The 16,599-nt window shown below is 62.5% G+C and carries 15 protein-coding genes; 5 read left to right on the plus strand and 10 right to left on the minus strand.

Annotated features, from left to right (window positions below; all coding sequences use genetic code 11):
• Window positions 1-268: 268 nt before the first annotated feature.
• A complete protein-coding gene (gene pepN, locus AC0L2M_RS14850; RefSeq protein ID WP_473535242.1) occupies window positions 269-2,914 on the minus strand; it encodes an aminopeptidase N in 2,646 nt (881 codons plus the stop codon).
• A 155-nt stretch (window positions 2,915-3,069) separates the two neighbouring features.
• Between pepN and AC0L2M_RS14855 the strand changes: the two genes are divergently transcribed.
• A complete protein-coding gene (locus AC0L2M_RS14855; RefSeq protein ID WP_473535243.1) occupies window positions 3,070-5,376 on the plus strand; it encodes a xanthine dehydrogenase family protein molybdopterin-binding subunit in 2,307 nt (768 codons plus the stop codon).
• 44 nt (window positions 5,377-5,420) lie between these two features.
• Complete coding sequence (locus tag AC0L2M_RS14860) at window positions 5,421-6,323, plus strand: DMT family transporter (RefSeq protein ID WP_084833792.1); 903 nt, start codon at window positions 5,421-5,423, stop codon at window positions 6,321-6,323.
• Window positions 6,324-6,332: 9 nt separating this feature from the next.
• Here AC0L2M_RS14860 and AC0L2M_RS14865 read toward each other — a convergent pair whose 3' ends face one another.
• The 3 genes from AC0L2M_RS14865 to AC0L2M_RS14875 all read right to left on the minus strand — a co-directional run bounded on the left by AC0L2M_RS14865 (window position 6,333) and on the right by AC0L2M_RS14875 (window position 9,062).
• Window positions 6,333-7,136: a helix-turn-helix domain-containing protein gene (locus tag AC0L2M_RS14865; protein WP_287341848.1), complete on the minus strand. Its 804-nt coding sequence runs from the start codon at window positions 7,134-7,136 to the stop codon at window positions 6,333-6,335.
• A gap of 266 nt (window positions 7,137-7,402) precedes the next feature.
• Entirely contained in the window at window positions 7,403-8,290 is an 888-nt protein-coding gene (locus AC0L2M_RS14870) for a uracil-DNA glycosylase (RefSeq protein WP_473535244.1), read from the minus strand.
• Window positions 8,291-8,417: 127 nt separating this feature from the next.
• Window positions 8,418-9,062: a hypothetical protein gene (locus AC0L2M_RS14875; RefSeq protein ID WP_128168068.1), complete on the minus strand. Its 645-nt coding sequence runs from the start codon at window positions 9,060-9,062 to the stop codon at window positions 8,418-8,420.
• Window positions 9,063-9,309: 247 nt separating this feature from the next.
• Between AC0L2M_RS14875 and AC0L2M_RS14880 the strand changes: the two genes are divergently transcribed.
• Window positions 9,310-10,989 (plus strand): electron transfer flavoprotein-ubiquinone oxidoreductase, encoded by a 1,680-nt coding sequence (locus tag AC0L2M_RS14880; protein ID WP_473477302.1) that lies wholly within the window; start codon window positions 9,310-9,312, stop codon window positions 10,987-10,989.
• Between the two features lie 145 nt (window positions 10,990-11,134).
• Window positions 11,135-11,740 carry a DUF922 domain-containing protein gene (locus AC0L2M_RS14885; RefSeq protein ID WP_473535245.1) on the plus strand — a complete coding sequence of 202 codons (606 nt, stop codon included), beginning with the start codon at window positions 11,135-11,137 and terminating at the stop codon, window positions 11,738-11,740.
• A gap of 1 nt (window position 11,741) precedes the next feature.
• Here AC0L2M_RS14885 and AC0L2M_RS14890 read toward each other — a convergent pair whose 3' ends face one another.
• The 5 genes from AC0L2M_RS14890 to AC0L2M_RS14910 form a co-directional block, all read right to left on the minus strand.
• Window positions 11,742-12,770 carry an endonuclease/exonuclease/phosphatase family protein gene (locus tag AC0L2M_RS14890; protein WP_473535246.1) on the minus strand — a complete coding sequence of 343 codons (1,029 nt, stop codon included), beginning with the start codon at window positions 12,768-12,770 and terminating at the stop codon, window positions 11,742-11,744.
• A 123-nt stretch (window positions 12,771-12,893) separates the two neighbouring features.
• A complete protein-coding gene (locus tag AC0L2M_RS14895) occupies window positions 12,894-14,354 on the minus strand; it encodes an AMP nucleosidase (protein ID WP_473535247.1) in 1,461 nt (486 codons plus the stop codon).
• 126 nt (window positions 14,355-14,480) lie between these two features.
• Window positions 14,481-14,675 (minus strand): hypothetical protein, encoded by a 195-nt coding sequence (locus AC0L2M_RS14900; protein WP_128172684.1) that lies wholly within the window; start codon window positions 14,673-14,675, stop codon window positions 14,481-14,483.
• A 36-nt stretch (window positions 14,676-14,711) separates the two neighbouring features.
• Window positions 14,712-14,864, minus strand: coding sequence for a hypothetical protein (locus tag AC0L2M_RS14905; protein ID WP_287173901.1), 153 nt, complete (start codon window positions 14,862-14,864; stop codon window positions 14,712-14,714).
• A gap of 204 nt (window positions 14,865-15,068) precedes the next feature.
• Window positions 15,069-15,413, minus strand: a complete 345-nt coding sequence (locus tag AC0L2M_RS14910; RefSeq protein WP_128172685.1) for a DUF2147 domain-containing protein — start codon at window positions 15,411-15,413, stop codon at window positions 15,069-15,071.
• Between the two features lie 462 nt (window positions 15,414-15,875).
• On the opposite strand from AC0L2M_RS14910, the gene AC0L2M_RS14915 reads away from it, so the two are divergent.
• The gene (locus tag AC0L2M_RS14915; RefSeq protein WP_027152750.1) at window positions 15,876-16,142 is read left to right on the plus strand and encodes an SEL1-like repeat protein; all 267 of its coding nucleotides are present in this window, start codon (window positions 15,876-15,878) and stop codon (window positions 16,140-16,142) included.
• A gap of 3 nt (window positions 16,143-16,145) precedes the next feature.
• Here the strand turns inward: AC0L2M_RS14915 and AC0L2M_RS14920 are convergent, their stop codons facing one another.
• Window positions 16,146-16,514, minus strand: a complete 369-nt coding sequence (locus AC0L2M_RS14920; RefSeq protein ID WP_473535248.1) for a hypothetical protein — start codon at window positions 16,512-16,514, stop codon at window positions 16,146-16,148.
• Window positions 16,515-16,599: the final 85 nt, after the last annotated feature.

Below are 16,599 nucleotides of genomic sequence, written 5' to 3' on the forward strand. Positions count from 1 at the left end.
CACTTCCGAATCTTCAGCTAAAGAATCAAAGGTGATTCGGCTTGTCCATAGGCGCAGCGAAAAAAGATTAAAAATCGACTAAAATAATGGCTTTTCCGCCCGATGGTGCCGGGCGGCAACCTTCTAAGGTGTGTTGAGATTCAGGTCAGGCCGTGCCGAGAACGGTGGATTCCGAGAACCGGAGCGGAGCGTACTTTTTGGTACGTGAGCACCGGAAGCGCAGGAAGCCGCCGTTCGCAGGCCGGCATCACCTGAATATCAACTTACCTTACGCCAGCGTGCGCTCAATGATGTCGCGCAAATCGGCCGACAGGTTCTCGGTATTGGCAATCGAAAGCAGCGCTTCCCTTGCCTTGCCCTGCCGGGCAGGTTCCAGCGAGCGCCATGATCTGAGTGCCGTCGCCAGCCTGGCGGCCAATTGCGGGTTGCGCTTTTCGACCTGCAGGACCGTTTCGACGAAAAACCGGTAGCCTTCGCCGTCGGCGCGATGGAAGCCGGTCTGGTTGGCGCTGGAAAACGTGCCGACGAGCGAGCGCACCCGGTTCGGGTTGGCCATCGAGAAGGCCGGGTGGCCGGTCAGGGCGCGCACTGCATGAATGGTTTGCGGGCCCGGCACGCTGGCCTGGATATGGAACCATTTGTCCATCACCAGCGGATCGGTCGCATATTTCGCCTCGAACTCCGCCAGCGCCTTGACCGTCGCGGGCAAACCGTTATGGCGCAGCGCAAGCACGCTCAATGCGGCGGCCCGGTCGGTCATGTTGGTCGCGGACTGGAAATGCCGGGCCGCAAGCGCCGCACCTCCATGCAGCAGCGAAAGATAGTCGAGCAAGGTGTTGCGCAGCGCCCGGCGACCGGCGCTTGCCGCATCAGGACTGAAAGCGTGCTTGTCGGTCAGTCGATCGTAGAGGTCGGAGAATATCTCGCGATTCGCCTCGGCGATCGCGACCGTCAGCGCCTCGCGGGCCGAGAAAATGGAATCGGGGTCGATGTTCTTGCCGATGTCACGGGCGATATCGGCTTCGCTAGGAAGCGCCAAAGCCAGCGCCCGATAGGCCGGTTCGAGTGTCTCGTCGCCGGCTATTTTGCCGGCAAGCTCGATCAACCGCGATGCGAAACCGGGCTGCTTGCCGTCAAGGACCTGGCGGAAGGTGGATATCAGAGCCTCGGTCAAAAGCGTGTTGAACGCCTGCCAGCGCGAGAAGGTATCGTTGTCATGGCCAGCAAGGAAGAACTGATCGTCGGCCCTCTGCTCGACGGAAAGCGTCACCGGCGCCGAGAAGCCGCGGTTGAGCGACATCGCCGGGCGCTCAGTGACGCCCGAGAAGCGCACCATGTGCCGGCGCTTGCGGATATGGATGACGCCGTCCTCGACGCTGGCGCCCTCGACGCCGCCATATTCTATCGCTTTGCCGTCGGTGCCGACCAGGCTGAAGGCCAGCGGAATATGCATCAGCCGCTTGCGGCTTTCGGACGGCGTTGGCGGCACCGACTGTTCGATCTCGAGCGTGAATTCCTGGGCCGCCGCATTGTGCGTCGAACTGATGGTCAGATTGGGCGTGCCGGCCTGATGGTACCACAGCGAAAATTGCGCGAGGTCGCGCCCGGACACATCCTCGAACACCTTGATGAAGTCCTCGATGGTTGCAGCCTCGCCGTCATGGCGCTCGAAATAGAGATCCATGCCGGCCCGGAACGTCTCGGCGCCGAGAATGGTGCGGATCATGCGCACCACTTCCGAGCCCTTTTCGTAGACTGTCGCCGTGTAGAAATTATTGATCTCGCGGTAGCGGCGCGGTCGCACCGGATGCGCCAGCGGTCCCTGGTCTTCGGGAAACTGATGTGCCTTGAGCGTGCGCACTTCGGCGATGCGTTTCACCGCTCGCGAGCGTTGGTCGGCGGAGAATTCGTGATCGCGGAAAACCGTCAGCCCTTCCTTCAGGCAAAGCTGGAACCAGTCGCGGCAAGTGATTCTGTTGCCGGTCCAATTGTGGAAATACTCATGCGCGATGATCGCCTCGATATTGGCGAAATCGGCGTCCGTTGCGGTCTCCTGATCGGCCAGCACATACTTGTCGTTGAAGATGTTGAGGCCCTTGTTCTCCATCGCGCCCATGTTGAAGTCGGACACGGCGACGATGTTGAAGACGTCGAGGTCGTATTCGCGGCCGAACGCTTCCTCGTCCCATTTCATCGACCGTTTCAGGGCGTCCATGGCGTAGCCGGCGAGCCGCTCCTTGCCCGGCTCGACAAAGATGCCGAGCTCGACCTGGCGGCCGGACAATGTGACGAAGCTGTCCGCGACCTTGCCGAGAGCCCCCGCAACAAGGGCGAACAGATAGGACGGCTTGGGGAAAGGGTCGTGCCAGACTGCATAGTGCCAGCCGTCGGCAAGTTCGCCGCTGCCAGCCGGGTTGCCGTTGGAAAGAAGCAGTGGCGCCTCGTGGTGCGGCGCCTCGATGCGCACCGTATAGACCGACAGGATATCCGGACGATCGAGAAAATAGGTGATGCGCCGAAAGCCCTCGGCCTCGCATTGCGTGCAATAGACGTTGCTGGAGCGATAGAGGCCCATCAGGGCTTCGTTGTGCGCCGGCGCCAGCTCGGTTTCGATCAGCAGCTGGAAACGGGCTGCTGCGGGCGGCGTGGTGATCGTCAACTGATCGGGCGTGGCGAAAAAATCGGTAGGCGCGAGTGTCTGGCCGTCGATTGCGATGCGGCCGAGCGTCAGGCCATCGCCGTCCAGCACCAGCGGCACTGACGCCGCGACGCCGTCACGGCGCTCGACCGTCAGCACGGCGATGACGCGCGTGGCTTCCGGCGACAGCCGGAAAGTCAGGCCGGTTTCCGGAATGAGATAGTCGGTGGGGCGATAGTCTTCGAGCTTGAAGACCTGGCCGGTGTCGGTGCGCATTTCCGTTGGTTTTCCTGTCGATTCCCGCAGCGGCAGGTGGGTCCGCTGGTCGAAGAAATGTGAAGCACGCGCTCTTTACACGAAACCGTCACTCGACAAAACTGGCGCAGCGCCTATTTCAGGCACTCGTTTCCAATCATCGTCGCGAGGTATCCATGACCGTCGTCACACCGAAATTCGGCATGGGCGCCTCTGTGCTGCGTCGCGAGGACCAGGCCTTCCTAAAGGGTCTCGGTCGCTATACGGACGACATCCAGCCGGCGGGCCTCCTGCACGGCTATGTCCTGCGCTCGCCGGTGCCCAAGGCAAGCTTCACCCTCGGTTCGACCGAGGCGGCCAAGGCGGCATCTGGCGTCCATCTGGTGCTGACCGGTGCTGATGTTGCTCATCTCGGCAAGCTGAAATCCGGCGTCATGCAGAGGCAGCCGGACGGCACCAAGGCGCCGACCCGCGACATTCCGGTCCTTTGCCGCGACCGGGTCAATTATGTCGGCGACGCCGTCGCCTTCGTCGTCGCCGACAGCCGCGCGCTGGCGCAGGACGCGGCCGAACTGATCGAGGTCGAATACGAGGGCGAGGATGCCGCGTCCGGCACCGCCACGGCGCTTGACGAAGGCACGCCGCTTGTCTGGCCGGAACTCGGCTCCAACCGCGCCTTCAGCTACCACATCGGCGACAAGGCGAAGACCGCGGCGGCATTCGCCAGGGCGGCGTATGTCACCCGCATCGAATTCATCAACAACCGGCTGGTCTGCAACTACATGGAGCCGCGTTCGGCGATCGGCGAGTGGAACACGCAGGAGAACCGCTTCGTGCTGACCACAGGCTCGCAGGGCGTGCATTCCATGCAGTACATCCTGGCCGACATATTCAAGATCAAGAAGAATCAGCTGCGCGTCATCACGCCGGATGTCGGCGGCGGCTTCGGGCCGAAAAGCTTCGTCTATCGCGAGCATCCGCTGGTGCTGGAGGCCGCCAGGCGCCTTGGCCGCCCGGTGAAATGGGCCGGCGACCGCACCGAGCATTTCCTCACCGATGCGCAAGGTCGCGACAATGTCGTGACCGCCGAGATGGCGATGGACAAGGACGGCCGCTTTCTCGGCATGAAGGTCGACCTCCTCGCCAATATCGGTGCCTATATCTCGCAATATGGCCCGTTCATCCCCTATATCGGCGTCACCATGTCGACCGGCGTCTACGACATCCAGGCGCTCGACGTTTCGGTGACCGGCCTCTACACCAACACTTGCCCGGTCGATGCCTACCGCGGCGCCGGCCGTCCGGAAGCGGCATTCCTGCTGGAAAAGCTCGTCGACGCCTGCGCCCACGACCTGGCCTTGCCAGTCGAAGAGATCCGCCGGCGCAATTTCATCAGGCCCGAACAGTTTCCTTACCGCACGCAGACCGACCGCCTCTATGATACCGGTGAATTCGCAGGCCATATGGACCGCGCCATCGAACAAGCGGAGTGGCAGGCGTTCCCGGAGCGACTGGCGCAGTCGAAGGCGGAAGGCAAAATCCGCGGCATCGGCATGGCGACCTATATCGAGGCCTGTGCCTTTCCCGGCTCTGAACCGGCCTTTGTCGAATTGAACGGCGACGGCACGGTGACGCTGAAGATCGGCACCCAGACCAACGGGCAGGGGCATGCGACCGCCTATGCGCAGTTCCTCTCGGAAAAGCTTCATCTCGACATCGGCAACATTCATGTCCGCCAGGGCGACACCGACGAGCTGAAGGCCGGCGGCGGCACCGGTGGCTCGCGCTCCATTCCGCTTGGCGGTGTGTCAGCTTCTCGCGCCGGCGAGGATCTGGCCATCAAGATCAGGCGCATCGCCGCAGATGAGCTGGAAGCCTCGGCCGACGACATCGAATTGTCCAACGGCGTTGCCCGCATCGTCGGCACCGACCGCACGATCGATTTTTCGAGCATCGCCAAGGCAGCCAAGAACCCGGACGATCTCAAGGGCTTTGGCGAGTTCGTGCAGGACGAATGCACCTATCCGAACGGCACCCACATCTGCGAGGTCGAGATCGATCCCGACACCGGCGTGACGGAAATTGTCCGCTATACGATCGTCGACGATTTCGGGGTCACCGTGAACCCTATGCTGCTGGCCGGCCAGGTGCATGGCGGCGTCGTCCAGGGCATCGGCCAGGCGCTGACCGAGAACACGGTCTATGACGAGGACGGGCAGCTGTTGACGGCAAGTTTCATGGACTATGCCATGCCGCGCGCCGACGATTTGCCGTTCTTCCATTTCGAGACCCGCAACGTGCCCTCGACCACCAATGCGCTCGGCATCAAGGGGGCAGGCGAGGCGGGCACGATCGGAGCGACGCCGGCCGCGCTCAACGCGGTGACGGATGCGCTCTATCGCGCCTACGGCATCAGGCACATCGACATGCCGGCAACGCCGGCGCGCATCTGGGCGGCGATCCAGGAAGCAGCTGCCAAGTGAACCCGACGGACCATCCTGGCGGGCACAACACGCTGACCGGGATCATGCTCAAGATCGTGTCGGTGGCGGTCTTCGTCGCCATGTCGTCCTGCATCAAGGCGGCGGGCACGGTGCCGGCGGGCCAGATCGTCTTCTTCCGCTCGTTCTTCGCCATCTTTCCGATCGTCGTCTTCCTGGCCTTCCAGGGAAAACTTGGCACCGCATTTTCGACCAAGCGCCCGCTCAACCACATTGCGCGCGGCGTTGTCGGCGTCTGCGCCATGGGGCTCGGCTTCTTCGCGCTGATTCGGCTGCCGCTGCCGGAAGCGATCGCGCTGAACTACGCACAGCCGCTGCTGGTGGTGGTGTTCAGTTCGATCTTCCTCGGCGAAGCGATCCGCGTCTATCGCTGGAGCGCGGTTGCGGTCGGACTGGTCGGGGTGCTGGTCATCTCATGGCCGGAACTGACGCTGCTGGGTTCGGGCGCAGCACTCGGCGATCAGGAGGTGCTCGGCGTCATCGCCGCACTGGTCGCGGCAGCGATCTCGGCCGTCGCCATGCTGCTGGTGCGCAACCTTGTCCAGAGCGAGCCGACGGCAACCATCGTGCTGTGGTTTTCGGTGACGGCGAGCCTCCTGGCGTTGCTGTCGCTGCCGTTCGGCTGGCAGGCGCTGACACCGGCGCAGGCGGGCCTGCTCATTGCTGCAGGCTTTTGCGGCGGGCTCGCCCAGATTCTGATGACGGCCGCCTATCGCCATGCCGAGGCCTCGGTCGTGGCGCCTTTCGAATACACGTCGATGCTGCTTGGCATCGTTGTCGGCTATCTCGCCTTCGGCGACGTCCCGACGGTTTATATGCTTATCGGCGGCGTAATCGTCGTTGCCGCCGGCATCTTCATCATCTGGCGCGAGCGGCAACTGGGCCTTGAGCGTGCCCGCACCCGCCAGGCGACCCCGCCACAAGGATGATCAGGACGGCTAGGCCCGCTCGTTCGCCAATCGCACCAGCACGGTCCTTGTCTGCTCATCGGCGGGGAAAAACGATTCGATCGCCAGTTCCGACAGCGTCACGTCGAGCGGCGTGCCGAACACGGTGATGGTGCTGATGAACGACAGCACGGCATCGCCATGCGCGAGCCGCAGCGGGTGCACGATCGCGTTCGGCTCGACCGGCAGCGGCCGTGCGCCGTTCAGGCCGGACGGATAGGTCCGAAGCTCGCGCTCCAGTTCGACCAGAACCGGGTCGCCTGAAGCGTCGTTCTGGTGTTTCAGCCGGTCGAGAAGATGCGCGCGCCATTCGGCCAGATTGACGATGCGCGGCGCGACGCCACCCGGGTGCAGGCTGAGCCGCAGCACGTTGACCGGCGGCTTCAGTAAGGAAGGCTCGGCGACGTTGGCGAGGAACGGGCCGATGGCGGCGTTTGCCGACACCAGGTTCCAGTGCCGGTCGACAGCCAGAGCCGGGAAGGGTTCGTGACCCTTGAGCACGATCTCGACCGCCGCCATCGCCGGCGCCAGCGAGGCATCGGTGAGCGGTCGCTCGCTGAAGCTGGGGGCAAAGCCCGCGGCCAGCAGGAGCTGGTTGCGCTGCCTCAACGGGATCGACAGCTGCTCGGCCAGATGCAGCACCATGTCGCGCGAGGGTGCCGCGCGGCCGCTTTCCACGAAACTCAGATGCCGCTGCGAAATTTCGGCTTCCATGGCGAGATCGAGCTGGCTCATTCGCCGGCGCGTGCGCCATTCGCGAATGAGGCTGCCGGCGGAAGTCTGGGTTGCGGTCATGGGCGCATGACTAGGCCGGCCGCAGACGCATTTCAATTACCGGGGAGGTTATAGGTACAGCATCTACGTCGGAGATTTGCGAAAGCGGTGATGACAGCCAATCTTCCCCCTTGTGGGGGAGATGCCTGGCAAGGCAGAGGGGGGCGCTGTCCCGCCGACCTATCGGGAGGCCACGAAAGTGGGCCATCCTTCGCGCCCCCTCTGGCCTGCCGGCCATCTCCCCCACGAGGGTACCACGAGGGGGGAGACTGGCTAATCTCGAACCCTCAACCCAGCGCCCGAAGCTTCGCCTTCACTTCAAGGAAATCCCGCCACGCCAGCTTCTTGTGCGCGGGGGTTCGCAAGAGATACGCCGGATGAAGCGTTGGCATGGCCGGGATGGCAATGCCGGCGGCGGTCGTGTGGACGCGCCAGTTGCCGCGCAGCCGCAGGATGCCCTCTGTGGTGTTGAGAAGGGTGCTTGCCGAGGGGCCGCCCAAATTGACCAGCACCTTCGGATTGACCAGCTCGATCTGCCGTTCGATGAACGGCCGGCAAATCTCGGTCTCGTGCGGCGTCGGCGTGCGGTTGCCCGGCGGCCGCCAGGGAATCACATTGGCGATGTAGGCCGAGGTCCGGTCGAGGCCGATCGCGGCCAGCATCCGGTCGAGCAGCCGGCCCGAGCGGCCGACGAACGGCAATCCCTCGATGTCCTCGTCGCGCCCGGGTGCCTCGCCGACCAGCATCACCGCGGCATTCGGATTGCCATCGGCGAACACCAGGTTCTTGGCGGTGAATTTGAGGTTGCAGCCGTCGAATGCCGCCATGTGCTGGCGAAGTTCGTCCAGGGTTGCCGCCGTCGTCGCCAGGTGTCGCGCCAATGCCGCTTGCTGCTCGTCGGGCACTGTCGCCTTACCGGACGGCGCGCGCACCGCCGGCGCCGCAGCTTGCCTTTCGCCCATTCCGGCGCGTGACAGGCTTGTCGAGCGTGGCAGCGCTGCGTTCTCACCGGTTGGCGGCGTAACTGTCGCTGGCGCCCGCTCAGGCGGCTTTGACGCAGCCTCGGCAAACCTGTTCAGCGGCTCCTCTTCGAGCGCTTCATCGACGCCGGCGCTGGCGTAGAAGGCCAGCAGCTCGGCAATATCAGGTCGGTTGTCTCGGGAAACGGCAGTCATGCTTTCACATTCAGTCGCGCGGCAGGAATTTGCAACATCGTGATTGGCGCGATGCTTCATGATTTCGTCATCGTCGGGCGGAGCATGAGCGAAGAGACGTTGCGAAGACCCAGTATGACGAAGTAGTTCAGCTCGACGGTATACGCGGATCCTGCACCAGATAGAACGTCCAGCGTGGTGTGTAGTCGGTGATCAGGTAATCGAATTTTGCCGTCTTCAACGGGTCGATCTTGCCGCTCTTGAACAGCAGCCGGTCATAGGGTTCGAAGTCGCGATCGAAATCGGCAAAGCTGCTCGACCAGATGTTGTCAGGCGTTTTGTTGCGCTGGTCGAACGACAGGCCGTCGCCGAACACGCTCGGCCGGTGGAGTATCTCCTGGAGCTCGAATTGGAACTCGACCCAGGCCTGGCCGCTGTTGTTGAGCACGTCGATGCGCATATACATGAGGCCGTTGGCAAATTGGCCCGCAGTGCCGAAGGGGTGGATCGGCTTCGTCGTGCGGATCGTCAGTGTCACTGGTGTCGCCGAATTCAACTCTTCGGTGATGACAAGCGGGTCCTCCTTTGTCCCGATGCCCGAGGCGCTGGTGATGCGGAAGCCGCCCAGCTCGTCGGAAAAGGAGTAGGCTCCGGCCACCCAGACCCTTTGCGGCTCGGCGTGGGCGCCAACGGACGCCAGCGGCAAAAGGGCCAAAACGAGCGCCCGGCAAACCCGTCCGGGCGGCGAAAAAAAGCGCGTCGATGAAAAGCCGGATGGCCCGTATGTGCGCATGATGCGAAGTATGGCCGATAAGCAAGCCGTCGAACAATTAAAAAAAATCAGGGCAACGGCTCTCTTTGGACTGGCTTGACCCGGATCGATGTTGGTGGACCCGCAAATCGCGATTTTGTAGTACGATGCGCGGCCTTTTGACGAAATCGGCATTGTCACGTCAGCGCCGGTTTCGCGTCGCGAATTGATGCGCTATGCAGCGGATAAGCCAGCAAGATGCGCAAATGCGGCAGCCAGTGAGGGGTTGATGAGCGAGATCGAACGCGAAAGCATGGAATTCGACGTGGTCATCGTCGGCGCCGGTCCGGCCGGCCTCTCGGCCGCGATCCGTCTCAAGCAGGTCAATCCCGAGCTTTCCGTCGTCGTCCTGGAAAAGGGCGGCGAAGTCGGCGCTCACATCCTGTCCGGCGCCGTCGTCGATCCGATCGGCATCGACCGGCTGCTGCCGGGCTGGCGTGACGAAGAGGGACATCCGTTCAAGACGCCGGTCACCGCAGACCATTTCCTGGTCCTCGGCCCCGCCGGTTCGTTCCGTCTGCCCAATATCCTGATGCCGCCGCTGATGAACAACCACGGCAACTACATCGTTTCGCTCGGCAATGTCTGCCGCTGGTTGGCGACCAAGGCCGAGGCGCTGGGCGTCGAGGTCTATCCGGGCTTTGCCGCCGTGGACCTCATTTACAGTGACGAGGGCGCGGTCACCGGCGTTGTCACCGGCGATATGGGCGTCGAGAAGGATGGCACGCATGGCCCGGGCTTCGCGCCGGGCATGGCGCTGATGGGCAAATATGTGCTGATCGGCGAGGGCGCGCGCGGCTCGCTGGCCAAGCAGTTGATTGCCAAATATCATCTTTCCGACGGCCGCGAGCCCGGCAAATACGGCATCGGTCTCAAGGAGCTCTGGCAGGTCAAGCCGGAGAACCATCGGCCGGGCCTTGTCCAGCACTCCTTCGGCTGGCCGCTCGACATGAAGACCGGCGGCGGCTCCTTCCTCTACCATCTGGAGGACAACCAGGTGGCGGTCGGCTTCGTCGTCCACCTCAACTACAAGAACCCCTACCTGTCGCCGTTCGACGAGTTCCAGCGCTTCAAGACCCACCCGGCGATCAGGGCCACATTCGAGGGCGGCAAGCGGCTCGGCTATGGCGCCCGTGCCATCACCGAGGGCGGCTGGCAGTCGGTGCCGAAACTGTCCTTCCCCGGTGGCGCGCTGATCGGTTGTGCTGCCGGCTTCGTCAACGTGCCGCGCATCAAGGGCTCGCACAATGCCGTGCTCTCCGGAATGCTGGCGGCCGAGCATGTCGCCGAGGCGATCGGCGCCGGCCGCGCCAATGACGAACTGGCTTCTTACGAGGCGGCATGGCGGGCAACCGACATCGGCAAGGATTTGAAGAAGGTGCGCAACGTTAAGCCGTTGTGGTCGCGCTTCGGCACCGTCGTCGGCGTCGGCATCGGCGGTCTCGACATGTGGCTGAATTCGCTGTTCGGGTTCTCGCCTTTCGGCACGCTGAAGCACGGCAAGGCCGATTATGCGACGCTGGAGCCGGCCGCCAGGCATAAGAAGATCTCCTATCCGAAGCCGGATGGCGTGCTCACCTTCGACCGCCTGTCCTCGGTGTTTCTGTCCAACACCAACCACGAGGAAAACGAGCCTGTCCACCTGCTGGTCGCGGATATGGATCTGCAGCGGCGTTCCGAGCACGATGTCTATGCCGGGCCCTCGACACGCTACTGCCCGGCCGGCGTCTACGAATGGGTCGACAAGGATGGCAACGCCGCCGCCGATCCCGCGGCGAAGGACGTGCGCTTCGTCATCAACGCGCAGAACTGCGTCCACTGCAAGACCTGCGACATCAAGGATCCGAACCGAAACATTACCTGGGTGCCGCCACAAGGTGGAGAGGGACCAGTCTACCAAAACATGTAGCCCAGCAAGCCAGAACGGCCCGGCGGCCGTCTCGCCCGTTGACCAAAATGAAAGCGCGTGAAGGCCTATTATATGTGCGGCGTCTAAAAGAAGTTGAAGCGGGGCGGCGCCTGTGGTTCCATTCTTTCTGACCCGGGAGATGACCATGCGCCTGGCGGTTCTGACGTGCCTTGTGGCGATTGGCGGCTTGTGCGGCTTCGCACCGCCGGCATTGGCTGACACGAAGGTGCTGGTCAAGACCCGGACCTACGACATCACTGGAACCACGGGCGCCGCCCTGATCGAGGCCATGGACCGCAACGGTCCGAAGCGGCACGGCTTCATGACGCACGCCATCGCGCTGGCCGCCTATACCGTGGATTGGGACCTTGACGTCACAAGGGAGGGTGGTGTCTGCCGTCTGCGCCAAGCCAGTGGCACGCTCGATCTCACCTACACCTTGCCGCGTTTGGCCTCAGCCGCGACGCCGGCGCTGCAGAAGCGCTGGAAGCGGTTTTTCGCGGGCGTTCGTGCTCACGAGCATAACCATGGCCGCATCGCCAGGACAATGATGCGGGCGACCGAGAAATCGATCACTGGACTGGAGTTCGCCGACAACTTGTTTTGCAGCAAGACGCACCGCGAGGCGAGGCGCCGGATCAAGGCCGTCTATGCCGAATACGAGGCGAAACAGAACGCCTTCGACGCGCGCGAGCATCGCGACGGCGGCCATGTCGAGCACCTCATCAGGGCGCTGTTGCGCAAGCAGTAGCTCAGCCTCGGGTCCTGCCGTTCTGTCTCACCGATGCCGTCGCGGTTTCTTGTTCGTCGACCGGCTTCTTCTGTTCCTGCCTGAGCGAGAACTCCACCATCAGCGGAAGATGGTCGGAGCCGGTGTTTTCTAGCCTCGACACCGAATGGATGTGTACCCCGCCCTTGCTGAAAACAAGGTCGATCGGCAGTCCGGCGAAGCGCAGGAATTCCGGCAGCTTGATAGGGAGCCAGGTCGGCCCCGGCGAAGGCGCCACGGTCAGCTTGCCAAGACCTGCGACGCGCCGGACGGCGGCGCTCCACGGCGCTGCATTGCAGTCGCATGCCATGATCGATGTCTCGCCAAGCGAGGCGAACTCCCCCGACAATCCGCCGATCTGCCGTGACTGGTTGCGCGGCCATGGCCAGGTGAGGTGCATGGCGGCGACGTCGACTTCGGTTCCGCCGAAATCGACCGTCGCGATGGCCATCGCGCCGCGGCCATAGCAGCGCGGTTGCGCGCCGGCGGCAAACGACCGTCTGGACAGCAGCGCAACGCCGAATACGCCATTGGGGTAGGGGCAGAAGATCCGGTAAGGGTAGGCGCTTGCAACATGGCCAAGTTTCGCCTTCCACATGTCGGACACCTCGTCGAGGGTGATCACATCAGGCTGGGTCCGGCCGATCAGCGACAGGACTTTTTCAGGCGTTGAATTGTTGAACCGCAGGTTCATCTGCAGCAGGCGGTAGACCGCCTGATCACCGGGGTAGACCGCCTGATCGCCGGCCTCGACTTCGTAGGCTGCCTGGACCGGCCACAGGCGGGGCACCGACAGGGCGTTCGACGTGGTGGCAAAGGCAGCCACCGCAAAGAGCAGCCCTGTGGCCGCCTGCAGGCGAAACGAGGTCGCCAGCAGCGGCAGCGCGCAAAGCGCCATCAGCACGGCAAGATGAACGCGGAAATGAGCGAAGGAATCGAAGGCCGGATGCAGCGTTCCGAAAAACCCGGCCACCAGCGCGACCGAGAAGACGAGCATTGCGACGAATGCCATCGAAGCCATCATGTCTCGAACGGGTGCCATCTACTTTGCTTATCGGCAGAAATGCAGCCAATCAAGATGGTGAAACGCCCTGCCGCGCTGTTACCATACTCCGATCGATGAAAGCCGCCGTTCCTACTGGAACGCCGTCTCCGAAAAGCTTCTGAGCTTGCGCGAATGCAACCGTTCCATCGGCATCTCGGCCAGCTTTTCCATCGCCCTGATGCCGATGGTCAAATGCTGTGCCACTTGCCGCTTGTAGAACTCGGTCGCCATGCCGGGCAGCTTCAATTCGCCATGCAGCGGTTTGTCGGAGACGCAAAGCAGCGTACCGTAGGGTACGCGGAAGCGGAAGCCATTGGCGGCGATCGTCGCCGACTCCATGTCGAGCGCGATCGCCCGTGACTGCGACAGCCGCTGCACTGGTCCACGCTGGTCGCGCAACTCCCAGTTGCGGTTGTCGATGGTAGCGACTGTGCCGGTGCGCATGATACGCTTGAGGTCATAGCCGGAAAGGCCGGTGACTTCGGCGACCGCCTCCTGCAGCGCCACCTGGATTTCGGCCAGCGGCGGGATCGGCACCCAGACCGGAAGATCGTCGTCCAGAACATGGTCTTCCCGCACATAGGCGTGCGCCAGCACATAGTCGCCCAGCGCCTGGGTGTTGCGCAGGCCGGCGCAATGGCCGAGCATCACCCAGGCATGCGGCCTGAGCACCGCTATGTGGTCGGTGATCGTCTTGGCGTTGGAGGGGCCGACGCCGATATTGACCATGGTGATGCCGCCATGGTTCGGCTTCTTCAGATGATAGGCCGGCATCTGCGGCAGGCGCGGCGGCGCCACGCCATGGCTGGGCGCATTTTGTCCAGCCTTGGTGACGACGTTTCCCGGCTCGACGAATTCGACATATCCGCCGCCGCCTTTCGCCATAAGATCGTGCGCACGGGCGACGAATTCGTCGATGTAGAACTGGTAGTTGGTGAACAGCACGAAATTCTGGAAATGCTGCGGACTGGTCGCCGTGTAGTGCGACATCCGGTGCAACGAGTAGTCGATGCGTTGCGCCGTGAACGCCGCCAATGGCCTGGCTTCGCCTAGCGCCACTTCGAACGTGCCGTTGGCGATCTGGTCGTCGGTGCCGTCGAGATCCGGCACGTCGAACAGGTCACGGATCGGCCGCCTGATGCGCTCGGCTGCCGCGCCGTCGACATGCGAGCCTTCCAGGAACGCGAAATGCAGCGGGATGGGCGTCGTCGATTCCGAGACCGTGACCGGAACGCCGTGATTGCGCATGATCAGGCGAAGCTGTTCGATGAGATAGCGTTCGAAAAGGGCGGGCTGGGTTATGGTGGTCGAGAAATGCCCAGGCGTCGGCATATGGCCGTAAGCCTGCCGCGAGTCGATCTGGGTGAACGAAGTCGTGGTGACACCGACCTCCGGATAAAAGGCCCGGTAGCGCTTGTTGTTGTCGCCGCCTGCGGCGAGCGCCGTAAACGAATCGCGCAGGAATTTGGTGTTGCGGTCGTAGAGCGCCTGCAAGGCCGCGACGGCCTTTGCTGCATCATTGCAGATCTGCCGGCCAAATGGCTCCGGCATCACGACTGAGTCTATGGCTTGGGGGTAGATTCGCTTTTCCATGACCCAATATAGAGGCTTGGCCACGCGGTTGGGAGGGGGCCGAAGGGTCGTTTTTTGTTTTGAGTTTCGATGAAGGCCGATTGCCTAACCACGCCGCAGGCTGATCAGCAGCACAAAGCCGACGCCGGTCTTCTTCAGCGCCGGCGCTTCGATCGTCGAGCCGGCATCGGCGCGCATCGTCGGCACGGCCAGAACCGGCGCGGCAAGAACCATCAGGATGAGCGTCGCCCGCGGCACTAGCCGAAGGGTCTTGCGGGCGTTGGCGGCGATGCGGTCCATGGTTTTTGCTTTTCTCCTCTCGAAGACTTTGTCGGTTCAGGGGCGAAAATGGTTCACGCAATCGAACCGGCAGGAATTGGCCTGGTCCCAGGAACGGGCCGGGCGCCCGGCCTCTGCAACGAGGATGGCGAACGCCATGCCGAACAGGCTCATTAGCAGGCAGACGATGGCGAAGCGGCGGGCGAACATGGCGTGGTTCTCCTTCAACACGCATGACAATGCCCTGATGCAACTGAACCGGCTCTGATGCCGGTGTTCATCTGCGGTTCAAATTTGGACTGTTAGGGCGCAGAAGGCGCAGCCTGCGCGATCGATCGGTGTTCCCAAACACAGAGGCGCGAACAAAAACGGGGCCTTTGCGGCCCCGTTTTCATTGTGCGGCAGTCGAAACGATCAGAGCTTGTGCCAGGTCTGGCTCCTGCAGATCAGCCCGCCGAGCACGCAGCCGCTCATCTTGAGCGAAGCGCCTGAGACCGAGGCCTTGCCCGAATAGGTCTTGTCGGTCTCCGGGTCGGTTATCGTACCCGTGTATTTGTTGGCGCCGGACACCTTGAACGAACCGATTCGCTTGCCGGCAAACTTGCCGGATTTGAGCGTGATGGAAAATGCGTCGCCACCGCCCGTGATGGCGGCGGTCGAACCGGCTTGCGTTTTCCAGTTGCCTTCGATCGGGTCGGCCCAAGCGGTGCCGGCCATGATCAATGTGGCCGCGAGGCCCATGCTGATTTTGCGAAACATGTTTCTCCTCCCTGTGGACATCCGGACGAACGTTCCGCCCCGCCAGTCTGCCTCTTACGCAAACGTAAGCTAATCCACCTCCCGGCAAAACAAAAGCGGTGCCGCTGCGGAAGACTTCGGGATTTTTCCCGGCCGCCTGAAGCGGTCTGGTCGGCGAGAAATGAAATGCCGGGCATGCTGGCTTTGTCTTCCGTGGTTAGCGGAGTCTTGATTTGCGCCTCGCAAATTTTCATCAATTTTGGCGCAAACCGGCGCAATTGCTGGCTTTGCATCGTTAATGAATTTCGGCGTTTACCTCTTGTTTTAGCTTTGTTTTCCTCAAATTAAGCACGCCGTTTAACGACGGATTCAAGCCTTCGGTTCATTCTCGAAAGCATCGAAAGAGCGGCCGCCCAAGGGTTTCCAAGGGACAGAACGAGGCAGCTCTCGGGAGCCTGACAGGGGCTAGAACAGGGGATTGAAATGGCACGTTTTGAAATGCCTGAAGCCGGCTTCGGCGCCATGGGGGCAACTGCCCAGGCCGACATTCTTTTCGAACTGGGCATGATGTATGCGACCGGCCGCGATTGCGAGACCGATGTCGTCGCCGCCCACAAATGGTTCAACATCGCTGCGATCAAGGGCTCGGTGCGCGCCGCGGAACTGCGCTCGGAATTGTCGGCCGCCATGTCGAAAGTCGAGATCGCCAGGGCGCTGCGCGAAGCCCGCGAATGGATGACGATGCACTAAGTCTCACCTGAACTCATCATGTACTGAGATCACCGACAGGGACGCTTCAAGGCCGCGCGAAGACGGCCGGACCGGCAAGAACAAGGCCGCGCAAGACGGCCGGACCAACAATGACAAGAACGCCGCAGGCCGGATACAGCCCAGCTGCGCGACGGACAGGGAAGGCGAGCGGTTTTCGGGGCGCGCGTAGCGTTCGGGATTGTTCGATCGACAAAAGCCGCGACCGGCCGGAACAAGGCCGGCGCGGCTTTTCGCGTTTTCGGACCATGGTCCCAAAAAGTGGAAACCGGTTTTTGGAAGAAGATCATGGTCAAACAGTCGGACCATGATCCCAAAAAGTGGAAACCGGTTTTTGGAAAAGATCATGGTCAAACAGAAAGCCGGCAGGCCCAATCGAGTGCCGCCGATGCGCCAAGACAGGCTTGGCGAACGGTGAAATTCTCCCACCTAATCTGGA

This window comes from Mesorhizobium sp. WSM4806 (genome assembly GCF_055811635.1).

What these genes read in the sequence shown, in the direction of transcription:
- pepN (WP_473535242.1), bottom strand. Translation starts at nt 2,914, where the DNA reads ATGCGCACCGACACCGGCCAGGTCTTCAAGCTCGAAGACTATCGCCCC.
- AC0L2M_RS14855 (WP_473535243.1), top strand. Translation starts at nt 3,070, where the DNA reads ATGACCGTCGTCACACCGAAATTCGGCATGGGCGCCTCTGTGCTGCGT.
- AC0L2M_RS14860 (WP_084833792.1), top strand. Translation starts at nt 5,421, where the DNA reads ATGCTCAAGATCGTGTCGGTGGCGGTCTTCGTCGCCATGTCGTCCTGC.
- AC0L2M_RS14865 (WP_287341848.1), bottom strand. Translation starts at nt 7,136, where the DNA reads ATGACCGCAACCCAGACTTCCGCCGGCAGCCTCATTCGCGAATGGCGC.
- AC0L2M_RS14870 (WP_473535244.1), bottom strand. Translation starts at nt 8,290, where the DNA reads ATGACTGCCGTTTCCCGAGACAACCGACCTGATATTGCCGAGCTGCTG.
- AC0L2M_RS14875 (WP_128168068.1), bottom strand. Translation starts at nt 9,062, where the DNA reads ATGCGCACATACGGGCCATCCGGCTTTTCATCGACGCGCTTTTTTTCG.
- AC0L2M_RS14880 (WP_473477302.1), top strand. Translation starts at nt 9,310, where the DNA reads ATGAGCGAGATCGAACGCGAAAGCATGGAATTCGACGTGGTCATCGTC.
- AC0L2M_RS14885 (WP_473535245.1), top strand. Translation starts at nt 11,135, where the DNA reads ATGCGCCTGGCGGTTCTGACGTGCCTTGTGGCGATTGGCGGCTTGTGC.
- AC0L2M_RS14890 (WP_473535246.1), bottom strand. Translation starts at nt 12,770, where the DNA reads ATGGCATTCGTCGCAATGCTCGTCTTCTCGGTCGCGCTGGTGGCCGGG.
- AC0L2M_RS14895 (WP_473535247.1), bottom strand. Translation starts at nt 14,354, where the DNA reads ATGCCGGAGCCATTTGGCCGGCAGATCTGCAATGATGCAGCAAAGGCC.
- AC0L2M_RS14900 (WP_128172684.1), bottom strand. Translation starts at nt 14,675, where the DNA reads ATGGACCGCATCGCCGCCAACGCCCGCAAGACCCTTCGGCTAGTGCCG.
- AC0L2M_RS14905 (WP_287173901.1), bottom strand. Translation starts at nt 14,864, where the DNA reads ATGTTCGCCCGCCGCTTCGCCATCGTCTGCCTGCTAATGAGCCTGTTC.
- AC0L2M_RS14910 (WP_128172685.1), bottom strand. Translation starts at nt 15,413, where the DNA reads ATGTTTCGCAAAATCAGCATGGGCCTCGCGGCCACATTGATCATGGCC.
- AC0L2M_RS14915 (WP_027152750.1), top strand. Translation starts at nt 15,876, where the DNA reads ATGGCACGTTTTGAAATGCCTGAAGCCGGCTTCGGCGCCATGGGGGCA.